Below are 25380 nucleotides of genomic sequence, written 5' to 3' on the forward strand. Positions count from 1 at the left end.
CATCGGAGACTCCCATGCGCGCCCAACCCACGGCATCGCACTATGTCAACGGACGCTATATCGACGACGAACAAGGCGCGCCGCTGCCCGTCATCTACCCGGCAACCGGCGAGACCATCGCCATGCTGCGCTCGGCGACGCCGAACGTGCTGGAACTCGCCATCGAGGCCGCACGGGCCGCGCAGCCCGCCTGGGCACGGCTGAAACCGGTCGAGCGCGGCCGCATCCTGCGCCGCGCCGCCGACATTCTGCGCGCCCGCAACGCCGATCTGGCCCGCATCGAGACGCTCGACACCGGCAAGGCGATCCAGGAGACGCTGGTGGCGGACGCGCCTTCCGCCGCCGACTGCCTTGAATATTTCGGCGGCGCGGTCGCCGCCTACAATGGCGAGGCCGTCGATCTCGGCGGTCCTTTCGCCTACACGCGGCGCGAAGCGCTCGGTGTCTGCGTCGGCATTGGCGCCTGGAATTATCCTATCCAGATCGCCGGCTGGAAATCGGCACCGGCGCTGGCCATGGGCAATGCCATGGTGTTCAAGCCGTCGGAAAACACGCCGCTTTCAGCACTGGCGCTGGCCGAGATATACAGCGAGGCCGGCTTGCCCGACGGGTTGTTCAATGTGGTGCAGGGCTATGCCGATGTCGGGGCCGGTCTGGTGGGACACGATGTCGTCGCCAAGGTCTCGGTGACCGGCTCGGTGCCGACCGGACGCAAGGTGCTGTCGCTCGCCGGTTCGAAGATGAAGCACGCGACGATGGAGCTTGGCGGCAAGTCGCCGCTGATCATCTTCGACGACGCCGACATCGAAAACGCCATTGGCGGCGCCATGCTCGGCAATTTCTACTCGACCGGCCAGATCTGCTCCAACGGTACGCGCGTCTTCGTGCAAAGCGGCATCCATGACCGCTTCGTCGACCGGCTAATTGAGCGGACGAAAAAGATCCGCATCGGCGATCCGCTCGACCCCGAGACCCAGATGGGGCCGCTGGTCTCGAAAGCACAGCATGAGAAGGTCGTCGGCTATATCGGGATCGGCAAGCAGGATGGCGCTGTTCTGGCCTGCGGCGGCAACGTGCCTTCGCTGCAAGGCTTCGACGGTGGCTTCTTCGTCGAGCCGACGGTGTTCACCGGTGTCACCGACATGATGCGCATCGCCCGCGAGGAAATTTTCGGGCCGGTCATGAGTGTGCTGAAATTCGACGGCGAGGACGAGGTGATCGACCGCGCCAACGACACCGAATTCGGCCTCGCCGCCGGCGTGTTCACACGCGACCTGCCGCGCGCCCACCGTGTCATCGCCGAATTGCAGGCGGGCACCTGCTGGATCAATGCCTACAATCTGACGCCGGTGGAAATCCCCTTCGGCGGTTTCAAGCAGTCCGGCATCGGCCGCGAGAACTCGCTGGCGGCACTGGCGCTCTATTCGCAGCTGAAGTCGATCTATGTCGAGACGGGGGACGTGGCGAGCCCGTATTGAGCCCAGCCTAAGCCGTCTTCTCCGCCGTGCCGTCCAGATACTGCGTCAGCGCACAGACCAGATGATAAAATATGCTGGCCGGGACATCCGACGCCAGCGAGCGGCCGCGTTCGTCTATACGGTCTATCCACAGGCCGAGCGGCGCCGGGTCGATGTGCCAGCGGAACAGCCGGCCGACCCGTTCCTCTATCTCCGGCTTGAGATCGGGGCCGCCCGAACCATCCAGCGCGATAGCCGCCTTGACCGCTTCGGCCTGCGGCCAGCTGCGCGAAATCAGGTCCAGCGGCAGGCCCTGCCGCGAAACCGCGCCGTAGGCAAGGCCGGTGGCGCGGTTGAGGCCATTGGCGATGGCCGAGGCATAGAGTTTTCGGGCGAAGCCGCTCAGTTCGGCCTGACCGCTGCGTCCGGCGAAATCGACCAGCAGAGAAGCCCATTCGAAGTGATGGCCGGGCTCGGTCCACGCGCCCTTCTCACCAGCCGGCCTCCATTCGTCATCGAAATATTCGCCCAGTGTCCAGCTTTCCCGGTCGAAGAAATGGCTGCGGAAGAGATCGATGATGCGTGCCGCCCGGCGCAGGTGGGCACGCTCGCCGGTTGCCTGGTGCCAGGCCAGGAACGCCTCGAGCAAATGCATGTGCGGGTTGGAGCGCCGCTCGCCCTTCCCGTCCGATGTTTCGAGGAAACCGGTCATGCGATGATCCTCGAGATGCGCATCGAGGAACGCGAAGGTCTCCTCGCCGAGCCGCAAGGCATCGGGATTGCCGGACATATGGGCATGGGCGAGCGCCAAGAGCACGCAGGAATGATCGTATGCATCCTCGGTGGCATCGGCGACCGACCCGTCGACATGGAGCGTACGCACCCAACCGCCTTTGTCGGTGCGGCCATTCCTGGCCATGAACTCGATACCATGGCTGATCAGCCGGTCGGCCGGACCATGCCAGCCGCGCGCGCTGGCGACCGCGAAGGCATAGACCTGCCTGGCCTGGGTCCGCATGCGCTTGGGCTTCATGAGCGGGTTGGTATCGAAGCCCAGCGCTTCATGGAAACCGCCATGGCGCTCGTCTACGCCCGATGTCGACCACAGCGGCAACGTCTCCTGAAACAGCCAGTGGTGCACACGCCGCCGCCAGGCGCCGCTTTCGATGACGCGGTCATGCGCCGGCGTGAACCTGGTTTCCAGGCGGCCTGATTTCTCGAGCTGTTCGACGATCTTCTTGACGTGCTGGCTGTGACTGACCGGCGCGACGAAAGTCGCATCGGCGGTGGAAACGATCGCCACATCCTTCATGGCGATCGCCGACAACAGGCGGCCGTCGCTGCGGATGTAGGAGTTCTCGCAATCGATGGCGACGACATCGCCGATGACGACATTGCCTTGTTCGTCGGCCGGACCGACATCGAGCAGCGACTGCCAGGAGCCGAGATCGTTCCAGCGGAAGTCGGCCGGCACCATGGCAATGCCTTGCGCCCGCTCCATGATGGCATAGTCGATCGAGATCGAGGGGATGGCCTCATAGAGCTCCAGCGGCATATAGAGGCCGGACAGGTCCGATGTCGCCGCCTTGTAGGCGGCCGCGGTGGCCCGCCAGATGTCCGGCCGGAACGCCGCGAAGGCATCGCGCATGGCGCCGGCTCGAAACAGGAAGATGCCGGTGTTCCAGTAAAAGTTTTCCGCCCTGAGATAGCTCTGCGCCGTCGCAAGGTCCGGCTTTTCGACGAAGCGCGTGACGTCGAAGATGCCGCCCTGCGCACCTGCCACCTCGATATAGCCATAGCCGGTCTCGGGCTGCGTCGGCTTGATGCCGAACACCACGAGCCGCCCCGCCGCCGCCGCCTCGGCGCCGGCCTCGATGCTCTGCCAGAATTGCCCTGCGGTCGATATTTCGTGGTCTGATGGCACAACCAGGACGAGGCTGTCGCCGAATTCGGACAGGGTGCGCAGCGTTGCCAGTGCGATCGCGGCGGCGGTGTTGCGCCCCGTGGGCTCGAACAGCGGACCCCCGCCCGCAAGATCCAGGCCGGCCAGGTCGGCATGGACACGCTCGGCATGGCGCTCGGAGGCGATCAGGAAGATCGGCGTTTGGCCCGCGGGCCTTGCCGTCAGCCGGCGCAAGGTCTTGGCCAGCATGGAACCGTCGCCGGACAGGTCGTGAAACTGCTTGGGATTGTCCTCGCGCGACAGCGGCCAGAGCCGCGAGCCGACGCCGCCGCTCATGACAAAACTGACGATGCGCTGGCTCATTCGGGTCTCGCTCGGAAGTTGGTCTGGGGTAGAAACCATGCCTTTAAGCCGTGTTTACCCGATTGGAAATGCGCTCGGCCGCCAAGTCGATGAAGGCCTTGACCAGTGGGGAAAGGTGCCGGCTGCTGGGATAGAGAACGTGCAGGCCACCGGCCGGTGTCGCATAGCCGTCGAGCACGCGCCGCAACCGCCCCTCGTTGATCAATCCCTCCGCTATCGGCTGTGGCAATTGAGCGATGCCGAAGTCCGCGAGCGCGGCCGCCACCACCGCCTGCATCTCATTGGCGGCGAAGCGCCCGGCGACCACGACAGTTTCCTGGCCTTGCGGGCCATCCAGCACCCAATGAGCGCCTGAGGCCGACTGGCCCGCGATGACGCATCGATGGCGGGCGAGATCGGCCGGGCTTTCCGGCATCCCGTATCGCGCGAGATAGGCGGGGCTGGCGCAGAGCAGCCTGTGCGTGGAGCCGAGCTTGCGGGCAATCAGCGTCGAATCCTCGAGTCTCCCGGTACGGAAGGCGAGATCGATGCCGTCTTCGACCAGGTTGAGCTTGTCGTCGGTGAGGCGAAGTTCGACATTGGTCTTCGGATACAGCGTCAGAAAGTCGACCACGGCACGGATGAGGAAGTGCCCCCCAAAACCAACCGGGGCCGAGATGCGGATCGTGCCCGAAGGCTCCGCCCTCGCCTCGGCGAGGTGCAGATTCGCCTCTTCTATCGTCCGCAGCCCCTGGCTGCTCCGTTCATAGTAGAGACGCCCGGCATCCGTCAGGTTGAGGCTGCGCGTGGTGCGCTGCAGCAGGCGCACGCCGACCTCGCGTTCGAGCGCGGCGACACGGCGGCTGACCGTCGTCTTGGGCATGGCGAGCAGGCGCGCCGCGGCGGTGAAACTTCCGGCTTCGACGACGCGGGCAAACACGACGATATCGTTGAGGTCGATCATTACATTCAAAACTGGGACAAAGTTTTCCAACTATATACAATTATGCATCAATGCGATAGGCGCTAGCTTTGCTCCAGACAAACAGATGGAGCAGATCAGATGACCAGCAAACGAAACATTCTTGTGACCGGTGCCACGGGCCAGCAAGGCGGGGCGGTGGCGCATGCCCTCTTGTCCAGGGGCCATCGCGTCAAGGCATTGACACGCAAGCCGGACAGCGAGGCCGCACGGCAACTGGCGGCCGCGGGCGCCGACATCGCCGCCGGCGATCTCGGCGACGCGGCCTCTGTCGTGAAGGCCGCAAAAGACGCCGACACCATGTTCCTGATGGGCAACAGCTACGAGGCCGGTCTCGAGGAGGAAACCCGCCAGGGGATTCTTGCCGCCGATGCGGCAAAGGCCGCCGGCATCGGACACCTGATCTACTCATCGGTTGCCGACGCCGACAAGAAGACCGGGATTCCGCATTTCGAAAGCAAATACCTGGTCGAGCAGCATGTCAGGCAGCTCGGCATTCCCTATACGATCAGCGCGCCGGTCGCCTTCATGGAGAATGTCGTCGCCCCGTGGTCGATCGCAGCGCTCAGCCAGGGCAGCCATGCCTTCGCCATGCCGCCGAAGCGCGTCCTGCAGCTGGTTTCGCTGGCGGATATCGGGGCGTTCGTCGCCACTCTGGCCGAGCGGCGCGAAAGCGTCTTCGGCAAACGCTTCGATTTCGCCGGGGACGAATTGTCCGGTGAAGAGCAGGCAAGAATCCTGTCCGAGGCCATCGGCCGCCCGATCCGCTATCAGGAGATCCCGATCGCGGCTGCCCGCCAGCAGAGCGAGGACGCGGCATTGATGTTCGAATGGTTCGACCGCGTCGGCTACGACGTTGACATCGCCGCCTTGCAAAGGGAGTTCCCCGAAGTGCGCTGGCACGGTTTTGCCGATTGGGCGCGCGCATTTAACTGGAGCATCAGCGGCCTGCGCGGCGAAAGCTGATGAAATGCGACAGAAGTGCTGCCATTGCCGCTTGCAGGAATGAAGTGTGGCAGCTATAAGCCCGCCGTCTGGTCACGGAGTGTAGCGCAGCCTGGTAGCGCACCTCGTTCGGGACGAGGGGGTCGCAGGTTCAAATCCTGCCACTCCGACCAGAAAAACAACGTGTTAGCGCATCCCGACTTTGGCGCTTGAACTGACATACACCTCAAAACCTGGCGAGATGATACGCATCCTCAGTTGAGTTGGCTGAGAGCCATAACCAACGCGCTACGCAAGAAGAGGAGCCATAGGCTCCCTGCCGCCATTGGCTTTCGGCCGTCAGCCTACGGCGCTTTCCCAGCATCCGCTTTGGCTGATCACATGCCGACAAAAAGTGTCGACGAACCTCACTCCCGTCACACTTACCGGAGGCCAAAGAAGCTCAATATCGCCAACACGATGACTATAGCTCCAACGAGCCAGATGATGTTGTTCATGATCTCTCTCCTGTCGCCTGGGAAGCCCGCGCCTCTGGCGGAGGACGCGGGCCGATCAGCCTTTGCCGGCCGATCTTCGGCAGACACCGAGGCGTCCGCCGCAGGGAGTAGAACTATTAGATGGGCCTAATGTTCCACAGCATGGCAAGCCGGATGTTGCGAATTTTCGAGTTCGGATCGTCGTGCCGACTGAACAAGCGCAACCGATGGATCGGGCCACTTCGAAAAGCGCCCTCTTCTCTCCCCCCGGGCACTGCGATCGCCCAAACTTCGACTGTCCAAAGGCATTCCTACAGCCTTGGGAAAACCCTGGAACCAAAGCGGCCAGCCGCAGTTGTATCCACCGAAGGGCTATTCAAGTCAGTGGAGAAACTACAATGAAAACAATGATCATGTGCGCTTTGGCGCTTTCCGTGGGATTGCCGGTCGTGGCCTCGGCCGCCGAGGCCGATGTGGTTATCAGGACCCACCATCGACACCACCACCAGGTCAGGATCATCAACGAGGATGGACAGCGCCTGCATCACCGTCACCACGGCACGGTCGCGTTCTATGACCATGGCCGCCGGTATCATCACCATCGTCGGGATGCCCTCGTGGTCAGCGGTTCCGTCTCCACACACCATCACCGCCATCCCGTGGTGATCGAGAACAGCGGCTACTGATAAGCAGCCGCTGGCCCGGCTCATCACAAGGAGTCGGGCCAACTCGGCTTTGTCCAGGGCCCTGACTGGGAACGGGATTCCAGTTTGCGGTTTCGTAGTGGGTTGGTCGCGGAAGTCCGTGCAATCCCACCACTTGTTGTGGAAGTTCTGATCGTTCAGCCCAACGCGTGACATGCCATTTTAGTGATGGCCGCTATTCAGCCCTTCTTCCACGCTGCGCGACGGTACTGGCCCATTCCCCTTCGCCTCGTTAGTCGCCGCTGAGCTTGACTTACCTATCGGCAGGCTGGGCCGCCAGGGTCAGGGGTGCGATCGGCGGCGTCTTTCGAAGATGTCGATCTTGCGGCTGTATGTCATCTGAATTTGATTGTCACAACCTTCACAGGTCAGAGACTTGACGCTCTTTATCAGGCGGCCTTTACGGATCATCATTCGGTTGCATCGAGGACATTGGATCATCATGTCATCGTCATACCGGTCCGGTGAAAGTGCCATATTCGCCTCCCAATGATGCTGTGAAGCAACTTGCGTGCCGCATGGATATCTCGAATGTAATGTGTGGAGCGGCCAGCGTTAATCGAGCGTGATTTGTTGGTTCACTATCCGCGATTCCGGCCTGGCATCGGGCTGGTGACGGAAGTCCGCGCAGGTGCGTGGCCGCCATTCAGCCCTTCTTCCGTTCTCCGATTTGAGACTGAGGGTTCGCTCGCCGCCATGGTAGCGGCGGGCGAACCCTATCGGCGCAGGAAGGGACGTAGCTGCGCCAATCTGCAAGACATTCGTGCTCGGGTCAGCCAAGAGTTAATCCAATCGCCATGAAGGTGATGGCCACAGCGAAGATCAACGCGAGCAACCAGCGTGCTTGGTCAACACTCTTCTCCATCACTTCCTCCCGAACATGCAGCGGACAACGACTGCGGACGGGGGCTGTTCCGGGCAGAATCACCGGTAGGACCATTGCATTTTACAGCCAGACTTAAGTCCGGCGCCCTATCGGACCGAAGCCCAACCAGGGAACGATTGCGCTTCGACCCTGTTCGGTTGACTGGGCGCGAGGGCGATCAAGCGGAATTGGATGAAAGTCACCATGTCGAACAGTGAGGCCGCAAGATCCGATGCATTGGGGACGCGCGTAGCCGACCTCAAGGCCAGGATGCAGCAAGCCCGGATTACCATGAGCGAAATGAAGACCTTCCAAAAGGTAGCGGCCATGATGGAAGACGGACAGGGCGGCATCGATGGCGACGATTTGATCGCCGCGTCCTTCGTGACCGACACGTTGCTCGACAAGGAAACGCCCTGAGACCATGCGGACTATCAGCAGGCTTTTTGATTCCCATGCCGAAGCGGGCCGGGTTGCTGGAGAACTGGTGGCGGCTGGTGTTCCTCACGTTCAGATTGCCATTATCGGCCCCTACCAGGATGAAGTCGGAGTTCTGAAGTCTCCGAGCGTCATTTTCGGTTTGGTCGGTGCGGCATTGGCGTGCCTTGGCGCCATGGCCGTCTACGGTATCACTTCCCTTCAGGTCGGATTACCGGCAACAGCCGTGATTTGCGCGGTCTGTGGCGGTGCTGGCGGATTGATCGGCTCATTCATCACGACTGCTGCCCAACCCGACGATCGGAGCGTCGCCGAGGGGATCGTCCTGGTGACGGCGCATGTCGATGAAAACAAGAGTGATATCGCCCAGACCGTGCTCCGCGGTGACGCCGCCATGGCCGGGCTTGTCGCCGAGACTGCATGAGAATCCCCTGAAGATGACAGGCCGACAAGCCGCGCGAACGAGCGAGCGCCGGCAGACGGCATCTCGTCACGACCGGCGCGGATTGCGATCAGGCTCGACAGCAGGCGCAAACTTTGTCGAAATGGACATCGGCTCTAGGCAATTCGATGAAAGCCGGTAAGCTGGCGACCGGATGCGGACATGAATTTTATCTCGACGACAGCCTCGACACCGGTTCTTGTGATTGCCGTGCTTCTCGTGGCCGGCTGCTCCTCGATCAGCAGAACGATAGATCCGGCGAAGTACGACAAGATGACCTGTGTCGAGCTCAACAGCGCGCTGGGCGAAACCGCCAGAGAAATCTCGCAAACCGCGATTACGCGCGGCAAGGTCGCCAGCACCAATGTTCCGCGCTGGCTGCTTGGTGGCTCACGCGTGAAAAACGCCGTCGCCAATCGGGAAACAGCCAGGATAGACCGGCTCAAACAGCAGCAGGATGCCATAACCGCTGCGCGTGCACGCAAGTGCCCAAGGTCCGCGGGCTGAGCGAACGGAGGCCGCCACGATTATTGCCTTCAGTTGAAGCGCCGCCTCAGGCGCTCAGCCGAAAGCGCGTCACGTCGATCGCCGCGTTCATGAGCGTCTGCGTGTAAGGCGCTTGCGGATTGCTGAAGATCGCCTCGGTCGGCCCCTGCTCGACAATCTTTCCCTGCTTCATGACGATGATGTAGTCGGCCATGGCGCGCACCACGGCAAGGTCGTGGCTGATAAAGAGGTAGGACAGTTCATGGTCGGCCTGCAGCTTGCGCAGCAGTTCGACGATCTGCTTTTGCACCGAGCGATCAAGCGCGGAGGTCGGCTCGTCCAGCACGACCATCTTTGGCTTCAGGATCATCGCCCGGGCAATGGCGATGCGCTGCCGCTGGCCGCCGGAGAATTCATGCGGGTAGCGGTTGCGGGCGTTGGGATCGAGCCCGACTTCGCGCAAAGCCTCGACCGCGCGCTGGTCACGCTGCTTGCCAGAAAGGTTCGGCTCATGCACCAGAAGGCCTTCGGTGATGACCTGGCCGACGGTCATGCGCGGCGACAGCGAGCCGAACGGATCCTGGAAGACGAGTTGCATCTGGCGCCGCAGTGGCCGCATCGCCTGCCGGTCGGCCGTGGAAATGTCGCGATCGCCAAAACGGATCAAACCATCGCTCGGTAGCAGCCGCAGCAGAGCGCGGCCGAGCGTCGATTTGCCGGAACCGGATTCGCCGACGATGCCGATGGTCTGGTTGCGCTGAAGCCGGATCGAAATGTCATCGACGGCACGCAGCATCAGTGGCTCGCCGGCCAGAAACCCGCCGCCGATCCTGAATGTGACTTCGACATTCCTGCCTTCGAGCACCACGGGCGCGCTGGCCGGCGGTGGTGCCTTGGTTCCCGTCGGCTCGGCCGCCAGCAGCATCTTGGTGTAGGCATGCCGCGGGTTTGCGAAGATCGCTTCCGCCTCGCCTTCCTCGACGACCTCGCCCTGACGCATGACATAGACACGGTCGGCGAAACGACGGACGATGCCAAGATCGTGGGTGATGAAGACGATCGCCATGCCGAGCTTGCGCTGCAGTTCGGCGAGCAACATCAGGATCTGCGCCTGGATCGTCACGTCGAGCGCCGTCGTCGGCTCGTCGGCGATCAGGATGTCGGGATCGTTGGCCAGGGCCATGGCGATCATCACGCGCTGGCGCTGGCCGCCGGACATTTCGTGCGGATAGGATTTCATCCGCCGCTCGGGATCGGGAATATGCACAAGCCGCAAGAGCCTGAGCGCCTCCTCGCGTGCCTCGGCGGCATTCAGGCCGCGATGCCGGCGGATCGGCTCGATCAGCTGGTTGCCGATCGAATAGAGCGGATCGAGCGAGGTCATCGGCTCCTGGAAGATCATGCTGATCTTGGCGCCGCGCACCTTGTTCAGGTCGGATTTGCTCAATGTCAGCAGGTTGCGGCCGCGATAGTCGACATGGCCCGTGGCTTCGCCATTCGAGGCCAGCAGGCTCATCGCCGCCATCATGGTCTGGCTCTTGCCGGAACCGGATTCGCCGACCACGGCGACGGTCTCGCCTGCGTTGACATGGATGCTGATGCCCTTGACCGCCTCGACGGCGCCGTCGAGCGTGCGGAAGCGGACCCGCAGGTCCTTGACGCTGAGGATCGTTTCGGGAGTAGCCATATCACCGGTCCCCATCTCAGCGATCCCTTGGGTCGAGCGCGTCGCGCAGGCCGTCGCCGACGAAATTCAGGGCGAACAGCGTCGAGACGAGGAAGAAGGCGGGGAACAGGAGCAGCCAGTTGGCGGTGCCGATGTTCTTGGCGCCCACCGAAATCAGCACGCCCCAACTGGTCATCGGCTCCTGCACGCCGAGCCCGAGGAACGACAGGAAACTCTCCAGGATGATGACCTGCGGCACCAGCAGCGTCATGTAGATCACCACCGGACCGAGCAGATTGGGGATGACATGGCGCAACAGGATGCCACGCTGGCCGACGCCCATGGCTTCGGCCGCCTGGACATATTCCTGGCGGCGGATCGACAGCGCCTGGCCACGCACGATGCGGGCCATGTCGAGCCACAGCACCGCGCCCACGGCCAGGAACATCAGCACGAAGTTGCGGCCGAAGAACACCACCAGCATGATGACGAAGAAGATGAACGGCAAGGAATAGAGTACATCGACGATGCGCATCATCACCTCGTCGATCTTGCCACCGGAAAAGCCGGCGGCGGCGCCATAGATCACCCCAATCACCACCGCGACGACACCGGCGAGCAGGCCGATGGCAAGCGAGATGCGCCCAGCCATCAGCGTGCGCGACAGCAGATCGCGGCCGGTGTTGTCGGTGCCAAACAGGAAATATTGCTGCTTGACCGATGTGCTCATCGTCACCTCGAGCCCGTCAGGCGATTTGTTCTCGATCTTGGTGTCGTCAAAGGCATCGGAGCGGTCGAGGTAGCGGATGTTGCGATCATCGATCGGTTTGGTCGAGGTGACCCTGACCGTGACGCGGCTGCCTTCCTGATGCCATTCCTTGAGGTCGACACGCATGCGCTTGATGGCGTCCGTGAGTGTGCCCTGAATCATGTCTGGCTTCGGGTAGGCCGACAGGCTTGGCGGCATGCGCACATAGTCGGCATAGATGGTCGTGTATTGATGCGGCACGAACCAGGGGCCGAACACGCTGACGATCCCGATCAAAGCGAGATAGTAGAGGCTGAACATAGCGGCGCGGTTGGCCTTGAGGCGCGCCCAGGCATCGCCCCAGAGCGAGCGTCCAACGATGGTGGGAGCCGCGGCTGCGATGTCAGTCATAGCGCACCCTCGGATCGACGACCGCGTACATGACGTCGACGATCAGGTTGAAAACGATGGTGAAGATGGCGATCACCACCACCGTCCCCATCACCAGCGTGTAGTCGCGGTTGAGCGCCGCATCGACGAAATAGCGGCCGACGCCGGGAATGGAGAAGATCGTCTCGACAATGACCGAACCGGTCAAAAGGGCCGCCGCCGCGGGGCCGGTAAACGAGACGATCGGCAGGATAGCGCCGCGCAGGGCATGCTTGACCACCACCGACCAGTCGGAAAGGCCGAGCGCGCGCGCCGTGCGGATGTGATGGGAGCGCAGAGATTCGATCATCGAGCCGCGCATCAGGCGGGCAACGATGGCGATCTGCGGCAAGGCAAGGGTGAGCACCGGGCCGACCTTGTTGATGAAGGCGCCATCGCCCCAGCCGCCGATCGGCAAAAGCTTCCAGGTCAGCCCGAAAAGGAGCTGGATCACCGGCGCGATGACGAAGGTCGGGATGGTGCTGCCGGCGGTCGCCAGCGCAATCACCGTGTAGTCGCCAAGCTTGTTCTGGTTGAGTGCGGCGATGGTGCCGAGCAAGGAACCCAGCAGCAACGCCAGGATCAGCGCCGACGCACCGAGTTGCACCGAAATGGGCAGGCCCTTGGCGAACAATTCGGTGACGGTGAAGTCCGGCATGTTGTAGCTCGGGCCAAAATTGCCGCGCAAGAGATTGCCGAGATAGTGGAGATATTGCAGCCAGAGCGGGTCGTTGAGGCCGAACTGGGCTTCAAGGTTGGCCTTGATCTCGGGGCTCAGCCCCCGCTCCTGGTTGAATGGGCCGCCTGGCGCGACGCGCATCAGGAAAAACGCCATCGTCACGATGACGAACAGCGTCGGTATGGCGGTCAAAAGCCGCCGGAATACGTATCGCAGCATCGGTGCCCCGCTTGATCCGGAACACGCCCATCCCGTTGGATGATTGTGCTCCAGCCTTCAAATCTTCGCACCGGATCTTCCGAAAATCGATTGCGCTTCCCGGCCGATGCGATGGCAAACCAGCACCGCCGCGCATGGAATGCGCGGCGGCTTGGCCAGGGATCAGTCCTTGCTGACGAAACGCGACGGATGGACGTCCATCACATTGTCGACGAAGCCATGCAGCTTCGAGGACACGATGTCGTGGTAGCTGTAGTAGAGAAGCGGAATCTGGCCGACATCGTCGACAAGAATGCGCTCGGCCTCGGAGAGCTCCTTCATGCGCTCCTCGGGCTTGCCGCCGGCGGCGGCCGCCTTGTCCATGGCCGCTTCATAGGCCGGGCTGTTGTAATTCGAGTAGTTGTTGCCGCTCGCCTTGCGCGAGATGCCGAGGAAGGTTTCCGGATCCTTGTAATCGGCGATCCAGGCGGCACGCGCCACGTCATAGTCGCCCTTCTGCTCAAGGAAGGAGTAGTGGGTCTTGGTGTCGGTGTTGAGCAGCGTGACGTCGACGCCAAGCGGCTTCAACTGCTCCTGGATGGCAACCGCGGTGTTCTTGTGGTTCTCCGAGGTGTTGTAGCGGATTTCCATCTTCAGCGGATGTTCGGGCGTGTAGCCAAGCTTCTCGAGGATTTTCTTGGCGGCGTCCTCGCGGTCGATCTGCGGCATGTCGGCGTATTTGGCCATTGCGGGCGTGTAGCCCTCGATGCCGGGAGGCACCATGGAATAGCCGGGCAGCATCGAGTTCTGCCAGACCTTTTCGGCGATGAAGTCGCGGTCGATCGCCATCGAAATGGCGTTGCGCAGTTCAGGGTTGTTCCACGGCGCCTTGTCGGTCTTGATCGCGTAGTAATAGGTGCCGAGATATGGGCCGACATGGATCTGGTCGCCGAACTTGGTCTTGAGGTCGGCGAGCTGTTCGGTCGGCAGATCGTCATAGCTGTCGAGCTCGCCGGCTTCGAAGCGCTTCATGGCCGAAGAGCGATCTTCGGTCGGGATGTAGTTGACGACGTCGAACTTGACGGTCGCCGCGTCCCAGAATTTCGGATTCTTGACCAGTTTCATATGGTCGTTGGGGACCCATTCGGCCAGCGTATAGGCGCCGTTCGAAACAAGGTTGCCGGGCTTGATCCAGTCAGCACCGAGCTTTTCGATCGAGGCCTTGCTGACCGGATAGGTCGCCTGATGGGTCAGCATCTCCAGGAAGTAAGGCGTCGGCGCCTTCAGCGTCACTTCCAGGGTGTTGGCATCGATCGCCTTGACGCCCATGTCCTCGGGCTTGCCCTTCTTGGTGTTGACGTCCTCCGCACCCTTCACCGGATAGAGCATCGAGGCATATTCGGCACCGGTCGCGGGGTCTTCCAGCCGATGGAAGGCGTAGACGAAGTCGTCGGCCGTCACCGGGCTGCCGTCCGACCACATGCCGTCCTTGCGCAGCTTGAACGTGTAGACGGTGCCGTCATCCGATACCGTCCAGCTTTCGGCGGCGCCCGGAATGAGGTTCGCCTTCTCGTCCTGCATGACCAGCCCCTGGAACAGGTCACGCAACACATTGGCCTCATAGACCGTCGAGGTCTTGTGCGGATCGACCGATTCCGACTCGGCGGCGGTGCCCCTGTTATAAACGGTCTCCGCGAAAGCCGGTGTGTAGAATGCACCGGCGGCTACGGCCATGGTGGTGGCGAACACCGTCGCCTTCAGCATTTTTTTCAGCATGAAGTTCTCCCTGTCGGCGCTGCCGTCGGCGCGCCTTTTCGTGTTGACGCCCCGGGACCGATATCTGGTTCCTTCAAGCGCGCCGCCGGTTCCCTCCGGCAGCTGGTGGCAGGAGACTAGACAGGCGGTAAGCTGTTTTCAACCGAGTACTGATTGACCCTAAGTCAATCCTTCCAACCGAAGAAGCAACGGCTAAATTAGAGCGGCTTTTTCAATTGTACGCACCCTCTGGTTGCACCCAGAGTTTTCGCTTTCTGCATGCGCATTTTGGCATGCTGCTATCATGGTTCAGAACCTCATTTCCAGGGCCCGAAAGCGCGCATTCCGAACAGACAATTCGGGAACTTCGGCGGTCGAATTCGCTTTACTGTCGCCGCTCTTTATCCTCTTGCTACTCGGAATGGTTGCATACGGCATCTATTTTGGCGCCGCCAACTCGATCCAGCAGATCGCGGCCGACGCCGCCAGGACGGCCATTGCCGGATTGAACCAGACCGAGCGGCAAACGCTGGTGGCCTCCTTCCTCGCCAACAATGCCGGCGGCTACCCCTTCGTGGACGCCAGCAAACTAACCTACCAGGCCAATGACAGCACAGCCGATGGAAGCCAGTTCGTGGTGTCCATCTCCTACGATGCGCGCAACCTGCCGATCTGGAATCTCTTCCCGGGCATAGCCATGCCGGGGACCACCATCAAGCGCCAGTCAACGATCAGGGTCGGGGGTATCTGAATGCCGCAGCGTCGGGGCAAGGGCATCGGCCGGCTTGTACGATCGATGCTGGGAGACAGGAATGCGAACTTTGCCGTCATGACGGCACTGAGCGCACCAGTCGCGCTGGCGCTGGCCGCGGTGGCTATCGATGAAGCCTCGATCTATACCGAACGCCGCGAGGCCCAGGCGATGGTCGATCTGGCGGCGATAACCGCCGCCTCGAACATCAACAATGTCAACACGGCGGTCGTGACCACGCTCACCGACAACGGCATGCCGGGTGTCGTCGTTCAAGCCTCGGACCAGACCATTTCCCCGGCCGTCGGAAAGACGGTGGTGACGGTCACAAAGGGCCGATATGCCTCATCAACCGCCAATGTCACCCAGCGCTTCCAGGCGGGCGTGACACCTTACAATGCAGTGCGTGTCACGCTGGCGAAAATCCCCGCCCGCTATTTCGCGAGCTCGCTCATCCCCACTCCGGTCATCGGCACCCAAGCCACGGCCAGCATGACGCCGCAGGCCGCGTTCTCGGTCGGGTCGAGACTGCTCAGCGTCAACGGCGGCATCCTCAACGCGCTTCTAAGCGGGCTTCTCGGCGGCAACATTTCACTCAGCGTCATGGACTATAATGGGCTGATCTCGGCCGACGTCAGCGTGCTCTCCTTTGTCAGTGCCTTGGCCACACAACTGAACATCACCGCCGGCACCTATTCGAACGTGCTGGCCTCGAAGGCGACTGTCGGCCAGATCGCCACCGCCATGGCCAACGTTCCTGGTCTCGGCAATACGGCCAAGGTCGCCCTGCAGACCATCGCCACCAGGTCGACGAGCACGGTCAAGATCCCGCTCAGCAGCCTTATCGACCTTGGTTCCGTCGGCAGCCTGGGCCTCGGACAACAGCCGTCTGGCCTTGGGGTCGACGCAAGCGCCATGGGGATGCTGACCGCCGCCGCCGTGCTCGCAAACGGCACCAACCAGGCGGCGGTCGATCTCGGCGCCACCATCCCCGGGCTGCTCTCCACCAAGCTCAACATCGCCATTGGCGAGCCGGCGCAATCCTCGCCCTGGCTGGCGGTCGATGGCATCGGCACCGTCGTGCGGACCGCCCAGACGCGCATCAAACTGACGGCCTCAGTCGGTGTCGGCACGCCGGGCATCGGCGGCGGCGTCAATCTGGTGGCCGTCAATCTGCCGCTCAATGTTGAAGTCGCCTATGCCGAAGCCAAGCTGACCGACATTACCTGTCCAACAGGACCGTCCAGCATCAGCGTTTCCATCGCCGCACACCCGGGTGTTGCCCAGCTGAACCTGGCCAACAGCAACAATCCCTCCGGCTTCGCCGATTTCAGCCAGCCACAGACCTTCACCGATGCGGACATCGCCGATGTGAAGCTGCTGTTGATACAGCTGATCCAGGTGATGGGTTCGGCCGCGACCGCGATCACCAACAACAGCCCGCAGACCCTGACCTTCAACGCGACCGACATCGCCAACAAGACGATCAAGACCGTTTCGACGCGCAACATCTCGCAGTCGCTCACCACGTCGCTGGTCAACAATTTGTCGCTTTCGGTCAAGGCGCTCGGTCTCGGCATCGATCTGACGGCCCTGCTCGGAACGGTCAAACCAGCAGTTGTGGCCCTGCTCAACACCGTAACGGCGCCCGTCGACGACTTGCTCTACAATGTGCTGGCGGCCCTGGGTGTCGGCGTCGGCCAGGCCGACGTGCGTGTCACCGGAGCAACCTGCGGACGGGCAGTGCTCGTCCAGTAGCGCATTTGTGCTCAAACAGCCCGCTTGGCCGAAACCCGGTCTGATCGCCAGTCAGTCCAGCCGGCCAAGGAAGTGACCGAGAGCCGACAGCGAGAGCGCTTCGTCCCCGACAGCAGCTTCGCCATCCAAGACAGCCGCAATTGTTCCGATGCCCCCCGGCAATTGCCAATTCGCCGGCTCCCCGGCGAAATTGAAGACACAGAGCAGCCTCTCGCCGCCACCTTCGCGGATGAAGGCGAGCACATCACCCTCGGCGTCGAGAAAGCGGATCGAACCGCTGACCAGCGCTGGATGACGCCCGCGCAAGGCAAGCGTCGAGCGGTAGGCGGACAGCACAGACTGGTCGTTGCCGTTCTGCACATCGGCGGCACGAGCGCGATGGCTGGCCGGTACCGGCAGCCAGGGCCTGCCCGTCGAGAAGCCCGCATTGTCGGCGCCGGCCTCCCAGACCATCGGCGTGCGGCAACCATCCCTGCCCTTCACGCCGGGCCAGAAGCGGATGCCGACCGGATCGCGCAGATCCTCATAGGCTAGCTCCGCCTCTTCCAGGCCAAGCTCCTCGCCCTGATAAAGGCAGATCGAGCCGCGCAGGCAGGCGAGCAGCATGATCGAGAATCTGGCCACCGTGTCGGGATCGCCGTCAGGTGCTGTCCAGCGGCTGACATGGCGCACCACGTCATGGTTGGAGAACGCCCAGCAGACCCAACCGTCGACGACCGCATGTTCGAAAGCCTCGACGCAGCCGCGCACATGTGCCGCCGAAAACTGCGAACCGAGCAGGTCGAAAGTGTAGCACATCTGCAGCTTGTCACCGCCGGAAGTATAGGCGGCCAGCGTCTGCAGCGAGCGGCCCTCGTCGCCGATCTCACCAACCGCGGCACGGCCCTCATACTGGTCCAGCAATGCCCGGAAACGTCTGAGGAAAGCCAGGTTTTCCGGCTGCGTCTTGTCGAACAGATGCTCCTGGTAGAGGTAGGTGTTTGTCTCGCCATTGGTGCCAGCGACACTCGACGCCAAGGGCGGATTGCTGCGTAGCCAGCGGTCGTGGAAATAGTAATTGACGGTGTCGAGCCGGAAACCGTCGACGCCACGCTCCAGCCAGAAGCGAACCGTGTCCAGCAGCGCATCCTGGACCTCGCGATTGTGGAAATTCAGGTCGGGCTGCGAAGCAAGGAAATTGTGCATGTAATACTGCCGGCGGGTCGAATCCCACTCCCAGGCAGGGCCACCGAAGACGGACAGCCAGTTGTTGGGCGCGTTGCCGTCGGGCTTCGCATCGGCCCAGACGTACCAGTCGGCCTTGGGGTTGTCGCGGCTGGCGCGGCTTTCGATGAACCATTCATGCTTGTCGGATGAGTGTGACAGCACCTGGTCGATGACGACCTTCAGGCCCAGCCGGTGCGCTTCGGCGATCAGTGTGTCGAAATCCTCCAGCGAACCGAACATCGGATCGACGTCGCGATAGTCCGACACGTCGTAACCCATGTCGGCCATCGGCGACTTGAAGAAGGGCGACAGCCAGACGGCATCGACGCCAAGCGAGGCGATGTGGGCCAGCCTTGCCGTGATACCCCTGAGATCGCCGCTGCCATCGCCGGTCGTGTCCTGGAAGGAACGCGGATAGACCTGGTAGATGACGCAGCCGCGCCACCACTCGGCCTCCCGCCCCGCTCCCGGGTCGGCCCAAGAGTTGGCATCTTCATCGGCCATCACGAACCCTTCCTGGCGCCGCCCTTTCCGGTTCGGCGCTCGATCATGAAATTGACGCCGCGGCCCGGCATTGGCCGCGCAAGGTCGACCGCCTGCGTTTCGACCGCCGGCTGCCATTGAAACCCTTCCCGCGCGGGCAAGGTGAAGACGCATTGGCGGCGATCACCATTGATGATGACGGCAATGCGGCCGCCGCCCGCATCGCCCAACAGCATGACGAGGCGATGTCGGCCGGGATCGTTCCAGTCCGCCTCCGCAAGCGGCATGCCGGTCTCGGTCAACCAGGCGACGTCGGGGATGCCTGAAGCCTCGGCCGATTGTCCGGTCAGGAAATGCGTGTCCGACAATGCCGGGACGGCGCGGCGGAGTGTGGCCAGCGCCGATACGTAACGCTCCAGCGCCTGGTCGCGGCCCGTCCAATCCAGCCAGGTGATGGCGTTGTCCTGCGCGTAGGCGTTGTTATTGCCCTTCTGGGTACGACCAAATTCGTCGCCGGCGGTCAGCATTATGGTGCCCCGCGAGCCAAATAGCGTGGCAAGCAGCGCGCACTGGTCTTCGAAGCGCGCCTTGCCGATCGCCGCGTTGTCCGTCTCGCCTTCGGCCCCATTGTTCCAAGACAAATTGTCGTTGTGGCCATCACGGTTCTGCTCGCCATTGGCCGCGTTATGCTTACGCTCGTAGGCGACGATGTCGGCCAGCGTCATGCCATCATGCGCGGCGATGAAATTGACCGTGCGGCTAGCCGGCCGGCCGGCCTTGCCAAAAACATCGGATGAGCCGGCAAGCCGGGTCGCCAACGCTCCGACCGCGCCGACATCGCCACGCCAGAAGCGTCTGGCATCGTCGCGATAGCGATCGTTCCATTCGAGGAAGCGCGCAGGGAAATTGCCGAGCTGATAGCCGTCCGGACCAATATCCCAGGGTTCGGCGACCAGCACCCGATCGGCAAGGACTGGATCGCCGGCGATAGCCTCGAGCAAGGGCGCGGCGGGATCGAACACGCCATCGACGCGGCCCAGCACCGGTGCCAGATCGAAGCGAAAACCGTCGACGCCGGCATGGCGGACAAAATGGCGAAGCGTGTCGAGCACCATGTCGCGCACCACCGGATGGTCGCACGCGACTGTGTTGCCCGTGCCGGTGTCATTGACCAGCCTGCCATCCGGCTGGTGCCGGTAGTAGGCTTGATTGTCGAGGCCGCGCAACGACAGCGTCGGCCCCAGCCTGTCGCTTTCGCCTGTGTGGTTGAAGACGAGATCGAGAATGGTGCCGATGCCGGCCTGGCGCAGCGTCGCGACGGTTTCGCGCAATTCTGCCAGACCGCCGGGCGCCAGCCGTGGGTCGAGCGCCATGAAGGTGACGGGGTTATAGCCCCAGGCGTTGCTCAGGCCCAGCGGTGGCAGATGCCGCTCGTCGATCGACGCCGTCACCGGCATCAGTTCGACGGCGGATACACCGAGGCGCTTCAGATGCGCGATGATGGCGGGGTGGGCGAGCGCCGCGAGGGTACCACGCTGTTCGTCCGGCACATCCGGGTGGAGCTTCGTGAAGGAGCGGACGTTCAGTTCGTAGATCAGGCCGCCCGGACGAAACAGCGGCGGCGGCACAGGCACTGCCCTGGGCAAGGCCCTTGCCACGGTCTTGGGCATCAACGGCGCGGTGTCCGCGCCCTCGTTGCGCCGCGCGGCGAGCCGCCAGTGATAAGCATAGGGCCGGTCGATTTCCACGGCGTAGGGATCGGTCAGCAGCTTGTCGGGATCGAACCACAGCCCAAGCTCGGGCGCATAGTCGCCGTCGGCACGGAAACCATATAGCGAGCCCGCGGCAAGGCCTGAAACGAAGAGCGCATGCATCCCCTCGCCTTCCGGCTGGAGTTCCGCCCGGTCGATTTCCCGATTGTCTTGCTCGTCGAAGATCGAGACCCAGATGCGACGGGCCGACGAAGACCAGGCGGCAAAGCGGATGCCTTCGGGGGTGATTGTGGCGCCGAGACGGGTCATGCCAGCGCCTCCCCTTCTCCCCTTGTGGGAGAAGGTGGTTCGGCGCTCAGCGCCGAGACGGATGAGGGGTGTGTGACGGAACGAGGCGTTGGCAATCTCGATCGAAGAACGCGCCAAGCTGGAGCACCCCTCATCCGACCTCGCTTCGCGAGGCCACCTTCTCCCACAAGGGGAGAAGGGAAAGCCCTCACCGCCACCCTCAAGTAATCACGCTCGGCTTGTTGCGGCCGGTGTGGCTCTTGATCCCGGCAATGTCGTCGGCGGCGGCGATGAGGTCGGCGAGTGCGGCTTGGGTGTCGAGATCGTGCCGCGCCTTGTCCGGCTCGTAGCGCTCGATATAGACGCGCAAGGTAGCACCCGAAGTACCGGTGCCGGAGAGACGGAAGACGACGCGAGAACCGCCTTCGAACAGCACCCTGATGCCCTGGTGCTCGCTGGTCGAGCCGTCGACCGGGTCATGATAGGCGAAGTCGTCGGCCTTGTTGATCTTCAGGCCGCGCACGCTGGTGCCGGGCAGCGAGCCGAGCTTGGCGCGCAGTTCGTCGACCAGCGCGTTGGCGCGGTCGCTCTCGACCTCCTCATAGTCGTGCCGCGAATAGTAGTTGCGTCCGTAGGCCGCCCAGTGCTCGGTGACCACCTGCTTGCAGCTTTCGCCGCGCGCGGCGAGGATGTTGAGCCACAACAGCACCGCCCAAAGGCCGTCCTTCTCGCGGACATGGTTGGAGCCGGTGCCCGCACTTTCCTCGCCACAGATCGTCGCCATGCCGGCATCGAGCAGATTGCCGAAGAATTTCCAGCCGGTCGGGGTCTCATAGATGCCGATGCCGAGTTTTTCAGCGACCCGGTCGGCCGCGCCACTGGTCGGCATCGAGCGGGCGATGCCCTTCAGCCCGTCCTTGTAGCCGGGCGCCAGGCGGGCATTGGCGGCGAGCATCGCCACCGAATCCGACGGAGTGACGAAAATGCCCTTGCCGATGATCAGATTGCGGTCGCCGTCGCCGTCGGAAGCGGCACCAAAATCCGGCGCATCCGCACCCATCATCTCATCATAGAGGTGTTTGGCGTGGACCAGGTTCGGATCCGGATGATGACCGCCGAAATCGGGCAGCGGCTTGAAGTTGCGGCAGGTGCCGTTGGGCGCGCCAAGCCGGTTTTCAAGGATTTCCTTGGCATAGGGACCGGTCACCGCGTGCATGGCGTCGAAGCGCATGCGGAAGCCTGACTTGAACAGTTTGCGCAGCGCGTCGAAATCGAACAGGCTTTCCATCAACTCGGCATAGTCGGCGACCGGATCGATGATCTCGACCGTCATGCCGGCGGCCTTGACCGTGCCGATCGTGTCGATGTCGATCGGATCGATGTCCGATGTCTTGAAGCTCGAAATAGCCTTGGTTTTCTCGAAGATCGCGTCGGTCAACTTTTCCGGCGCCGGGCCGCCATTGCCGGCATTGTACTTGATGCCGAAATCCTCGTGCGGGCCGCCCGGATTATGGCTGGCCGACAGGATGATGCCGCCGAAGGTCTTGTATTTGCGGATGACATGCGAGGCGGCGGGCGTCGACAGGATGCCGCCCTGCCCGACCATCACCTTGCCGAAGCCGTTGGCGGCGGCCATGGCGATCGCCTTCTGGATGACCTCGCGGTTGTAGAAGCGACCGTCGCCGCCGATCACCAGGGTCTTGCCCTTAAACCCGTCGAGCGCGTCGAAGATCGACTGGATGAAATTCTCGGCATAGTGCTCCTGCTGGAACACGGGCACCTTCTTGCGCAGGCCCGACGTGCCGGGCTTCTGGTCGGAGTAGGGTTTGGTGGGGACGGTGCGTATCATGCTTCAGGCAACCCTTTTCGAAAGCAGCAGGCGATAGAGTTCAACGTATTTTTCGGCGCTTCGATCCCACGACACATCGGTCTTCATGCCCTGGCGCTGGATGGTTTCGAAGACCGTGGGGTTGGCGTAGGCTTCGGCCAGGCGGTTTATGGCGTGCAGCATCGCGCCGCCGTTGTTGGGTGCGAACTGGAACCCCGTCGCCACGCCGGCCGCGATCGCGGCTTCATTGGCGTCGATGATGGTGTCGGCGAGGCCGCCGGTGCGGGCAACCACCGGTACGCAGCCGTAGCGCAGGCCGTAGAGCTGCGTCAGTCCGCAGGGTTCGAAGCGTGATGGGATGACGATGGCGTCGCAGCCGCCCTGCATGGTGTGCGACAGCCCCTCATCATAGCCGACGACCACGCCAATGCGGCCACGATGGCGGGCGGCGGCGGCAAGCAATGCGCCTTCCAGGCCGGCATCGCCCGAGCCCAGTATGGCCAAGCGTACACCGGTCGCGACGACACCGTCGATCACGGTCGCCAATATGTCCATGCCCTTCTGCCAGGTCAGCCGGCTGATGACGCAGACGATGGGGCTGTCGTCGCGGTCGAGGCCGAAGCGATCCTCCACGGCGGCCTTGTTCGGGGCCCGCGCCTTGAGCGTGGCGGCCGTATAGCTGGACACCAGATGCTTGTCTGTCTCCGGATCCCAGATGGCCGTGTCGATGCCATTGACGATGCCGTAGAGATCGCTGGAGCGCATGTTGATCAGTCCGTCGAGACCCATGCCGAACTCCGGCGAGCGGATCTCCTGCGCGTAGGTCGGGCTGACGGTGGTGATCGCCCAGGCGGCCTGCAGGCCGGCCTTGAGGAAGCCGACGCCGCCATAATACTCGACGCCGTCAAGCGCCATCGCGACCGCGGGCAGACCGAGCTCGCCGAAGATGCCGGCGCCGAACTGGCCCTGGAAGGCGAGGTTGTGGACGGTCATCATCGACGGCGTGCCCACCGCCTTGCCGTAGCGCATATAGGCCAGCGTCATCGCCGACTGCCAGTCATGGGCATGGACGATGTCTGGCAGGTAGCCCGAGATGGCGCCGCCGGCGATATCGGCGCCGGCTTGGCTCAGCGCCGCGAAGCGCCGCCAATTGTCCGGCCAGTCCGCGCCCGAAGCATTGCCATAGGGACCACCGGGACGGTCGAACAGATGCGGCGCGTCGAGCACGAAAAGATCGAGCCCGGCAAGCTCGACAGAGTGGACCGAGGCCTTGCCGCCCTGCAGCAACGGATACTGGTAGACGGCCTTCCTTTTCTTGAAGCCTTCCATCACCGCGGGAAAGCCTGGAATGAGCGTGCGCATGGCCACGCCCTTGGCTGCCAGCGCCACGGGCAGCGCACCGGTCACATCGGCCAGTCCGCCGGTCTTGATCAGCGGGAAGATCTCGGGCGTGACCGACAGAACCTGCATGCGTCTATCCGATCCTGTTGTGAGCAATTCCGGACGGGAAACCGTTCTCACACTTTTCCTGGAATTGCTCTAGAGCCCGAGTTTGTTGATCATGTCCTGTGTGACCAGGCAGATGCCTTTTTCCGAAACGCGGAAGCGCTTGGCGTCGAGCACGGGATCCTCGCCGATCACCAACCCTTCCGGTATCCTTACACCGTGGTCAATGACGACGCGTTTCAACCTTGCGTTCCGCCCGACATGAACGTCGGGCAGCATGACGACCTCTTCCAGCGTCGAATAGGAATTGATGCGCGCGCCGGTGAAAATCAGGCTCTTCTTCAGCGTCGCGCCGGAGACGATGCAATCGCCCGAGACCAGGGAGGAAACGGCCGAGCCGCGCCGGCCATCCTCGTCATGGACGAATTTTGCCGGCGGCTTCAACTCGGCATAGGTCCAGATCGGCCAGTCGCGGTCGTAGAGGTCGAGCTCGGGCGTCACGTCGGTCAAGTCGATATTGGCTTCCCAATAGGCGTCGACCGTTCCCACATCGCGCCAGTAGGCTTCGTTCTCCGCGGTCGAGCGTACGCAGGACTTGGTGAAGCGGTGCGCGATCGCCTTACCATGCTCGACGATATAGGGAATGATGTCCTTGCCGAAATCGCGGCTGGAGCCGGGCTCGGCGGCGTCGCGGCGCAGCTGCTCCATCAGGAACTTGGTCTTGAAGACGTAGATGCCCATCGAGGCCAGGGCGAATTCCGGGTTACCCGGAATGCCGGGCGGATCGGCCGGCTTTTCGACGAAGGCGATGATGTTGTCCTTGGCATCGACATGCATGACGCCGAAGCCTGTCGCTTCCATACGCGGCACTTCGAGGCAGCCGACCGTGACGTCGGCATTGGCGTCGACATGCTGGCGCAGCATCATCTCGTAGTCCATCTTGTAGATGTGGTCGCCGGCGAGGATGACCATGTATTCCGGGCCATAGGCCTCGATGATGTCGATGTTCTGGTAGACGGCGTCCGCCGTGCCCTCATACCACTGCGTTTCCGACACGCGCTGGCTGGCGGGAAGGATGTCGAAGCTTTCGTTTCGTTCGGGCCTCAGGAAGTTCCAGCCGCGTTGCAGATGGCGGATCAGCGAATGCGCCTTGTACTGGGTGGCGACCCCGAGGCGGCGAATGCCCGAGTTGAGCGCGTTGGAGAGCGCGAAATCGATGATGCGAGTCTTGCCGCCGAAATAGACCGCCGGCTTGGCGCGACGATCGGTCAGTTCCTTGAGGCGGCTGCCGCGGCCGCCGGCCAGTACGTAGGCCATGGCATCACGCGCCAGCGGCTGGATCCGTTTCAAGTCTGCCATTTCCACCCTCCCAAATTACTCAGTCTCGCCATGT

19 protein-coding genes and 1 tRNA gene are annotated in these 25380 nt (G+C 62.7%); 9 read left to right on the forward strand and 11 right to left on the reverse strand.

The features are described 5' to 3' along the window. The first annotated feature begins 14 nt into the window (after nucleotides 1-14). The gene (gene betB / locus EB230_RS25335) at nucleotides 15-1478 is read left to right on the forward strand and encodes a betaine-aldehyde dehydrogenase (protein ID WP_172374153.1); all 1464 of its coding nucleotides are present in this window, start codon (nucleotides 15-17) and stop codon (nucleotides 1476-1478) included. A gap of 7 nt (nucleotides 1479-1485) precedes the next feature. Here betB and EB230_RS25340 read toward each other — a convergent pair whose 3' ends face one another. Both EB230_RS25340 and EB230_RS25345 read right to left on the reverse strand, forming a co-directional pair. Further along, on the reverse strand, nucleotides 1486-3723 hold the full coding sequence (locus tag EB230_RS25340) for an AGE family epimerase/isomerase (protein WP_056563682.1): 2238 nt from the start codon (nucleotides 3721-3723) through the stop codon (nucleotides 1486-1488). A gap of 43 nt (nucleotides 3724-3766) precedes the next feature. Then, nucleotides 3767-4666 (reverse strand): LysR family transcriptional regulator, encoded by a 900-nt coding sequence (locus tag EB230_RS25345; RefSeq protein ID WP_056563685.1) that lies wholly within the window; start codon nucleotides 4664-4666, stop codon nucleotides 3767-3769. Nucleotides 4667-4765: 99 nt separating this feature from the next. Here EB230_RS25345 and EB230_RS25350 point away from each other — a divergent pair, with 99 nt between their 5' ends. The 6 genes from EB230_RS25350 to EB230_RS25375 all read left to right on the forward strand — a co-directional run bounded on the left by EB230_RS25350 (nucleotide 4766) and on the right by EB230_RS25375 (nucleotide 9061). After that, entirely contained in the window at nucleotides 4766-5650 is an 885-nt protein-coding gene (locus EB230_RS25350) for an NmrA/HSCARG family protein (RefSeq protein ID WP_056563688.1), read from the forward strand. Nucleotides 5651-5725: 75 nt separating this feature from the next. Next, nucleotides 5726-5802 (forward strand) — tRNA-Pro (locus tag EB230_RS25355). A gap of 701 nt (nucleotides 5803-6503) precedes the next feature. Beyond that, on the forward strand, nucleotides 6504-6791 hold the full coding sequence (locus tag EB230_RS25360) for a hypothetical protein (RefSeq protein ID WP_081294684.1): 288 nt from the start codon (nucleotides 6504-6506) through the stop codon (nucleotides 6789-6791). 1087 nt (nucleotides 6792-7878) lie between these two features. Beyond that, on the forward strand, nucleotides 7879-8094 hold the full coding sequence (locus tag EB230_RS25365; protein WP_056565609.1) for a hypothetical protein: 216 nt from the start codon (nucleotides 7879-7881) through the stop codon (nucleotides 8092-8094). A 4-nt stretch (nucleotides 8095-8098) separates the two neighbouring features. After that, the gene (locus EB230_RS25370) at nucleotides 8099-8536 is read left to right on the forward strand and encodes a hypothetical protein (protein WP_056563696.1); all 438 of its coding nucleotides are present in this window, start codon (nucleotides 8099-8101) and stop codon (nucleotides 8534-8536) included. Nucleotides 8537-8716: 180 nt separating this feature from the next. After that, nucleotides 8717-9061 (forward strand): hypothetical protein, encoded by a 345-nt coding sequence (locus tag EB230_RS25375; RefSeq protein ID WP_056563699.1) that lies wholly within the window; start codon nucleotides 8717-8719, stop codon nucleotides 9059-9061. Between the two features lie 46 nt (nucleotides 9062-9107). Here the strand turns inward: EB230_RS25375 and EB230_RS25380 are convergent, their stop codons facing one another. The 4 genes from EB230_RS25380 to EB230_RS25395 all read right to left on the reverse strand — a co-directional run bounded on the left by EB230_RS25380 (nucleotide 9108) and on the right by EB230_RS25395 (nucleotide 14536). Continuing rightward, complete coding sequence (locus tag EB230_RS25380) at nucleotides 9108-10727, reverse strand: ABC transporter ATP-binding protein (protein ID WP_056565611.1); 1620 nt, start codon at nucleotides 10725-10727, stop codon at nucleotides 9108-9110. A 16-nt stretch (nucleotides 10728-10743) separates the two neighbouring features. Continuing rightward, nucleotides 10744-11865, reverse strand: coding sequence for an ABC transporter permease subunit (locus EB230_RS25385; RefSeq protein ID WP_056563702.1), 1122 nt, complete (start codon nucleotides 11863-11865; stop codon nucleotides 10744-10746). Beyond that, nucleotides 11858-12781 (reverse strand): ABC transporter permease subunit, encoded by a 924-nt coding sequence (locus tag EB230_RS25390; protein WP_056563705.1) that lies wholly within the window; start codon nucleotides 12779-12781, stop codon nucleotides 11858-11860. Before EB230_RS25390 ends, EB230_RS25385 begins: the two co-directional genes overlap by 8 nt. A 162-nt stretch (nucleotides 12782-12943) precedes the next feature. Next, nucleotides 12944-14536 (reverse strand): peptide ABC transporter substrate-binding protein, encoded by a 1593-nt coding sequence (locus EB230_RS25395; protein WP_056563708.1) that lies wholly within the window; start codon nucleotides 14534-14536, stop codon nucleotides 12944-12946. Nucleotides 14537-14819: 283 nt separating this feature from the next. Between EB230_RS25395 and EB230_RS25400 the strand changes: the two genes are divergently transcribed. Together EB230_RS25400 and EB230_RS25405 are read left to right on the forward strand one after the other, a co-directional pair. Next, a complete protein-coding gene (locus EB230_RS25400) occupies nucleotides 14820-15266 on the forward strand; it encodes a TadE/TadG family type IV pilus assembly protein (protein ID WP_155772417.1) in 447 nt (148 codons plus the stop codon). After that, nucleotides 15267-17024: a TadG family pilus assembly protein gene (locus EB230_RS25405; protein WP_056563714.1), complete on the forward strand. Its 1758-nt coding sequence runs from the start codon at nucleotides 15267-15269 to the stop codon at nucleotides 17022-17024. A 51-nt stretch (nucleotides 17025-17075) separates the two neighbouring features. Here EB230_RS25405 and EB230_RS25410 read toward each other — a convergent pair whose 3' ends face one another. From EB230_RS25410 to glgC, 5 genes are all read right to left on the reverse strand, one after another. Beyond that, on the reverse strand, nucleotides 17076-18734 hold the full coding sequence (locus EB230_RS25410) for an alpha-glucosidase family protein (RefSeq protein WP_056563717.1): 1659 nt from the start codon (nucleotides 18732-18734) through the stop codon (nucleotides 17076-17078). Next, nucleotides 18734-20734: a glycogen debranching protein GlgX gene (glgX, locus tag EB230_RS25415; protein WP_056563720.1), complete on the reverse strand. Its 2001-nt coding sequence runs from the start codon at nucleotides 20732-20734 to the stop codon at nucleotides 18734-18736. Before glgX ends, EB230_RS25410 begins: the two co-directional genes overlap by 1 nt. A 199-nt stretch (nucleotides 20735-20933) precedes the next feature. After that, nucleotides 20934-22562, reverse strand: coding sequence for an alpha-D-glucose phosphate-specific phosphoglucomutase (locus EB230_RS25420; RefSeq protein ID WP_056563725.1), 1629 nt, complete (start codon nucleotides 22560-22562; stop codon nucleotides 20934-20936). Between the two features lie 3 nt (nucleotides 22563-22565). Continuing rightward, on the reverse strand, nucleotides 22566-24011 hold the full coding sequence (glgA, locus tag EB230_RS25425; protein WP_056563728.1) for a glycogen synthase GlgA: 1446 nt from the start codon (nucleotides 24009-24011) through the stop codon (nucleotides 22566-22568). Between the two features lie 69 nt (nucleotides 24012-24080). Continuing rightward, nucleotides 24081-25346, reverse strand: a complete 1266-nt coding sequence (gene glgC / locus EB230_RS25430; RefSeq protein ID WP_056563731.1) for a glucose-1-phosphate adenylyltransferase — start codon at nucleotides 25344-25346, stop codon at nucleotides 24081-24083. Nucleotides 25347-25380 lie beyond the last annotated feature (34 nt).

Source organism: Mesorhizobium sp. NZP2234, from assembly GCF_013170765.1.
GTDB classification, from domain to species: domain Bacteria; phylum Pseudomonadota; class Alphaproteobacteria; order Rhizobiales; family Rhizobiaceae; genus Mesorhizobium; species Mesorhizobium loti_D.

Excerpts from the sequence above, each read along its gene's own strand:
- EB230_RS25390 (WP_056563705.1), bottom strand. The coding sequence starts at position 12,781 with ATGCTGCGATACGTATTCCGGCGGCTTTTGACCGCCATACCGACGCTG.
- EB230_RS25360 (WP_081294684.1), top strand. The coding sequence starts at position 6,504 with ATGAAAACAATGATCATGTGCGCTTTGGCGCTTTCCGTGGGATTGCCG.
- EB230_RS25385 (WP_056563702.1), bottom strand. The coding sequence starts at position 11,865 with ATGACTGACATCGCAGCCGCGGCTCCCACCATCGTTGGACGCTCGCTC.
- EB230_RS25400 (WP_155772417.1), top strand. The coding sequence starts at position 14,820 with ATGGTTCAGAACCTCATTTCCAGGGCCCGAAAGCGCGCATTCCGAACA.
- EB230_RS25365 (WP_056565609.1), top strand. The coding sequence starts at position 7,879 with ATGTCGAACAGTGAGGCCGCAAGATCCGATGCATTGGGGACGCGCGTA.
- EB230_RS25395 (WP_056563708.1), bottom strand. The coding sequence starts at position 14,536 with ATGCTGAAAAAAATGCTGAAGGCGACGGTGTTCGCCACCACCATGGCC.
- EB230_RS25345 (WP_056563685.1), bottom strand. The coding sequence starts at position 4,666 with ATGATCGACCTCAACGATATCGTCGTGTTTGCCCGCGTCGTCGAAGCC.
- EB230_RS25350 (WP_056563688.1), top strand. The coding sequence starts at position 4,766 with ATGACCAGCAAACGAAACATTCTTGTGACCGGTGCCACGGGCCAGCAA.
- EB230_RS25380 (WP_056565611.1), bottom strand. The coding sequence starts at position 10,727 with ATGGCTACTCCCGAAACGATCCTCAGCGTCAAGGACCTGCGGGTCCGC.
- EB230_RS25375 (WP_056563699.1), top strand. The coding sequence starts at position 8,717 with ATGAATTTTATCTCGACGACAGCCTCGACACCGGTTCTTGTGATTGCC.
- EB230_RS25405 (WP_056563714.1), top strand. The coding sequence starts at position 15,267 with ATGCCGCAGCGTCGGGGCAAGGGCATCGGCCGGCTTGTACGATCGATG.
- glgC (WP_056563731.1), bottom strand. The coding sequence starts at position 25,346 with ATGGCAGACTTGAAACGGATCCAGCCGCTGGCGCGTGATGCCATGGCC.
- betB (WP_172374153.1), top strand. The coding sequence starts at position 15 with ATGCGCGCCCAACCCACGGCATCGCACTATGTCAACGGACGCTATATC.
- glgX (WP_056563720.1), bottom strand. The coding sequence starts at position 20,734 with ATGACCCGTCTCGGCGCCACAATCACCCCCGAAGGCATCCGCTTTGCC.
- EB230_RS25420 (WP_056563725.1), bottom strand. The coding sequence starts at position 22,562 with ATGATACGCACCGTCCCCACCAAACCCTACTCCGACCAGAAGCCCGGC.
- EB230_RS25370 (WP_056563696.1), top strand. The coding sequence starts at position 8,099 with ATGCGGACTATCAGCAGGCTTTTTGATTCCCATGCCGAAGCGGGCCGG.
- glgA (WP_056563728.1), bottom strand. The coding sequence starts at position 24,011 with ATGCAGGTTCTGTCGGTCACGCCCGAGATCTTCCCGCTGATCAAGACC.
- EB230_RS25340 (WP_056563682.1), bottom strand. The coding sequence starts at position 3,723 with ATGAGCCAGCGCATCGTCAGTTTTGTCATGAGCGGCGGCGTCGGCTCG.
- EB230_RS25410 (WP_056563717.1), bottom strand. The coding sequence starts at position 18,734 with ATGGCCGATGAAGATGCCAACTCTTGGGCCGACCCGGGAGCGGGGCGG.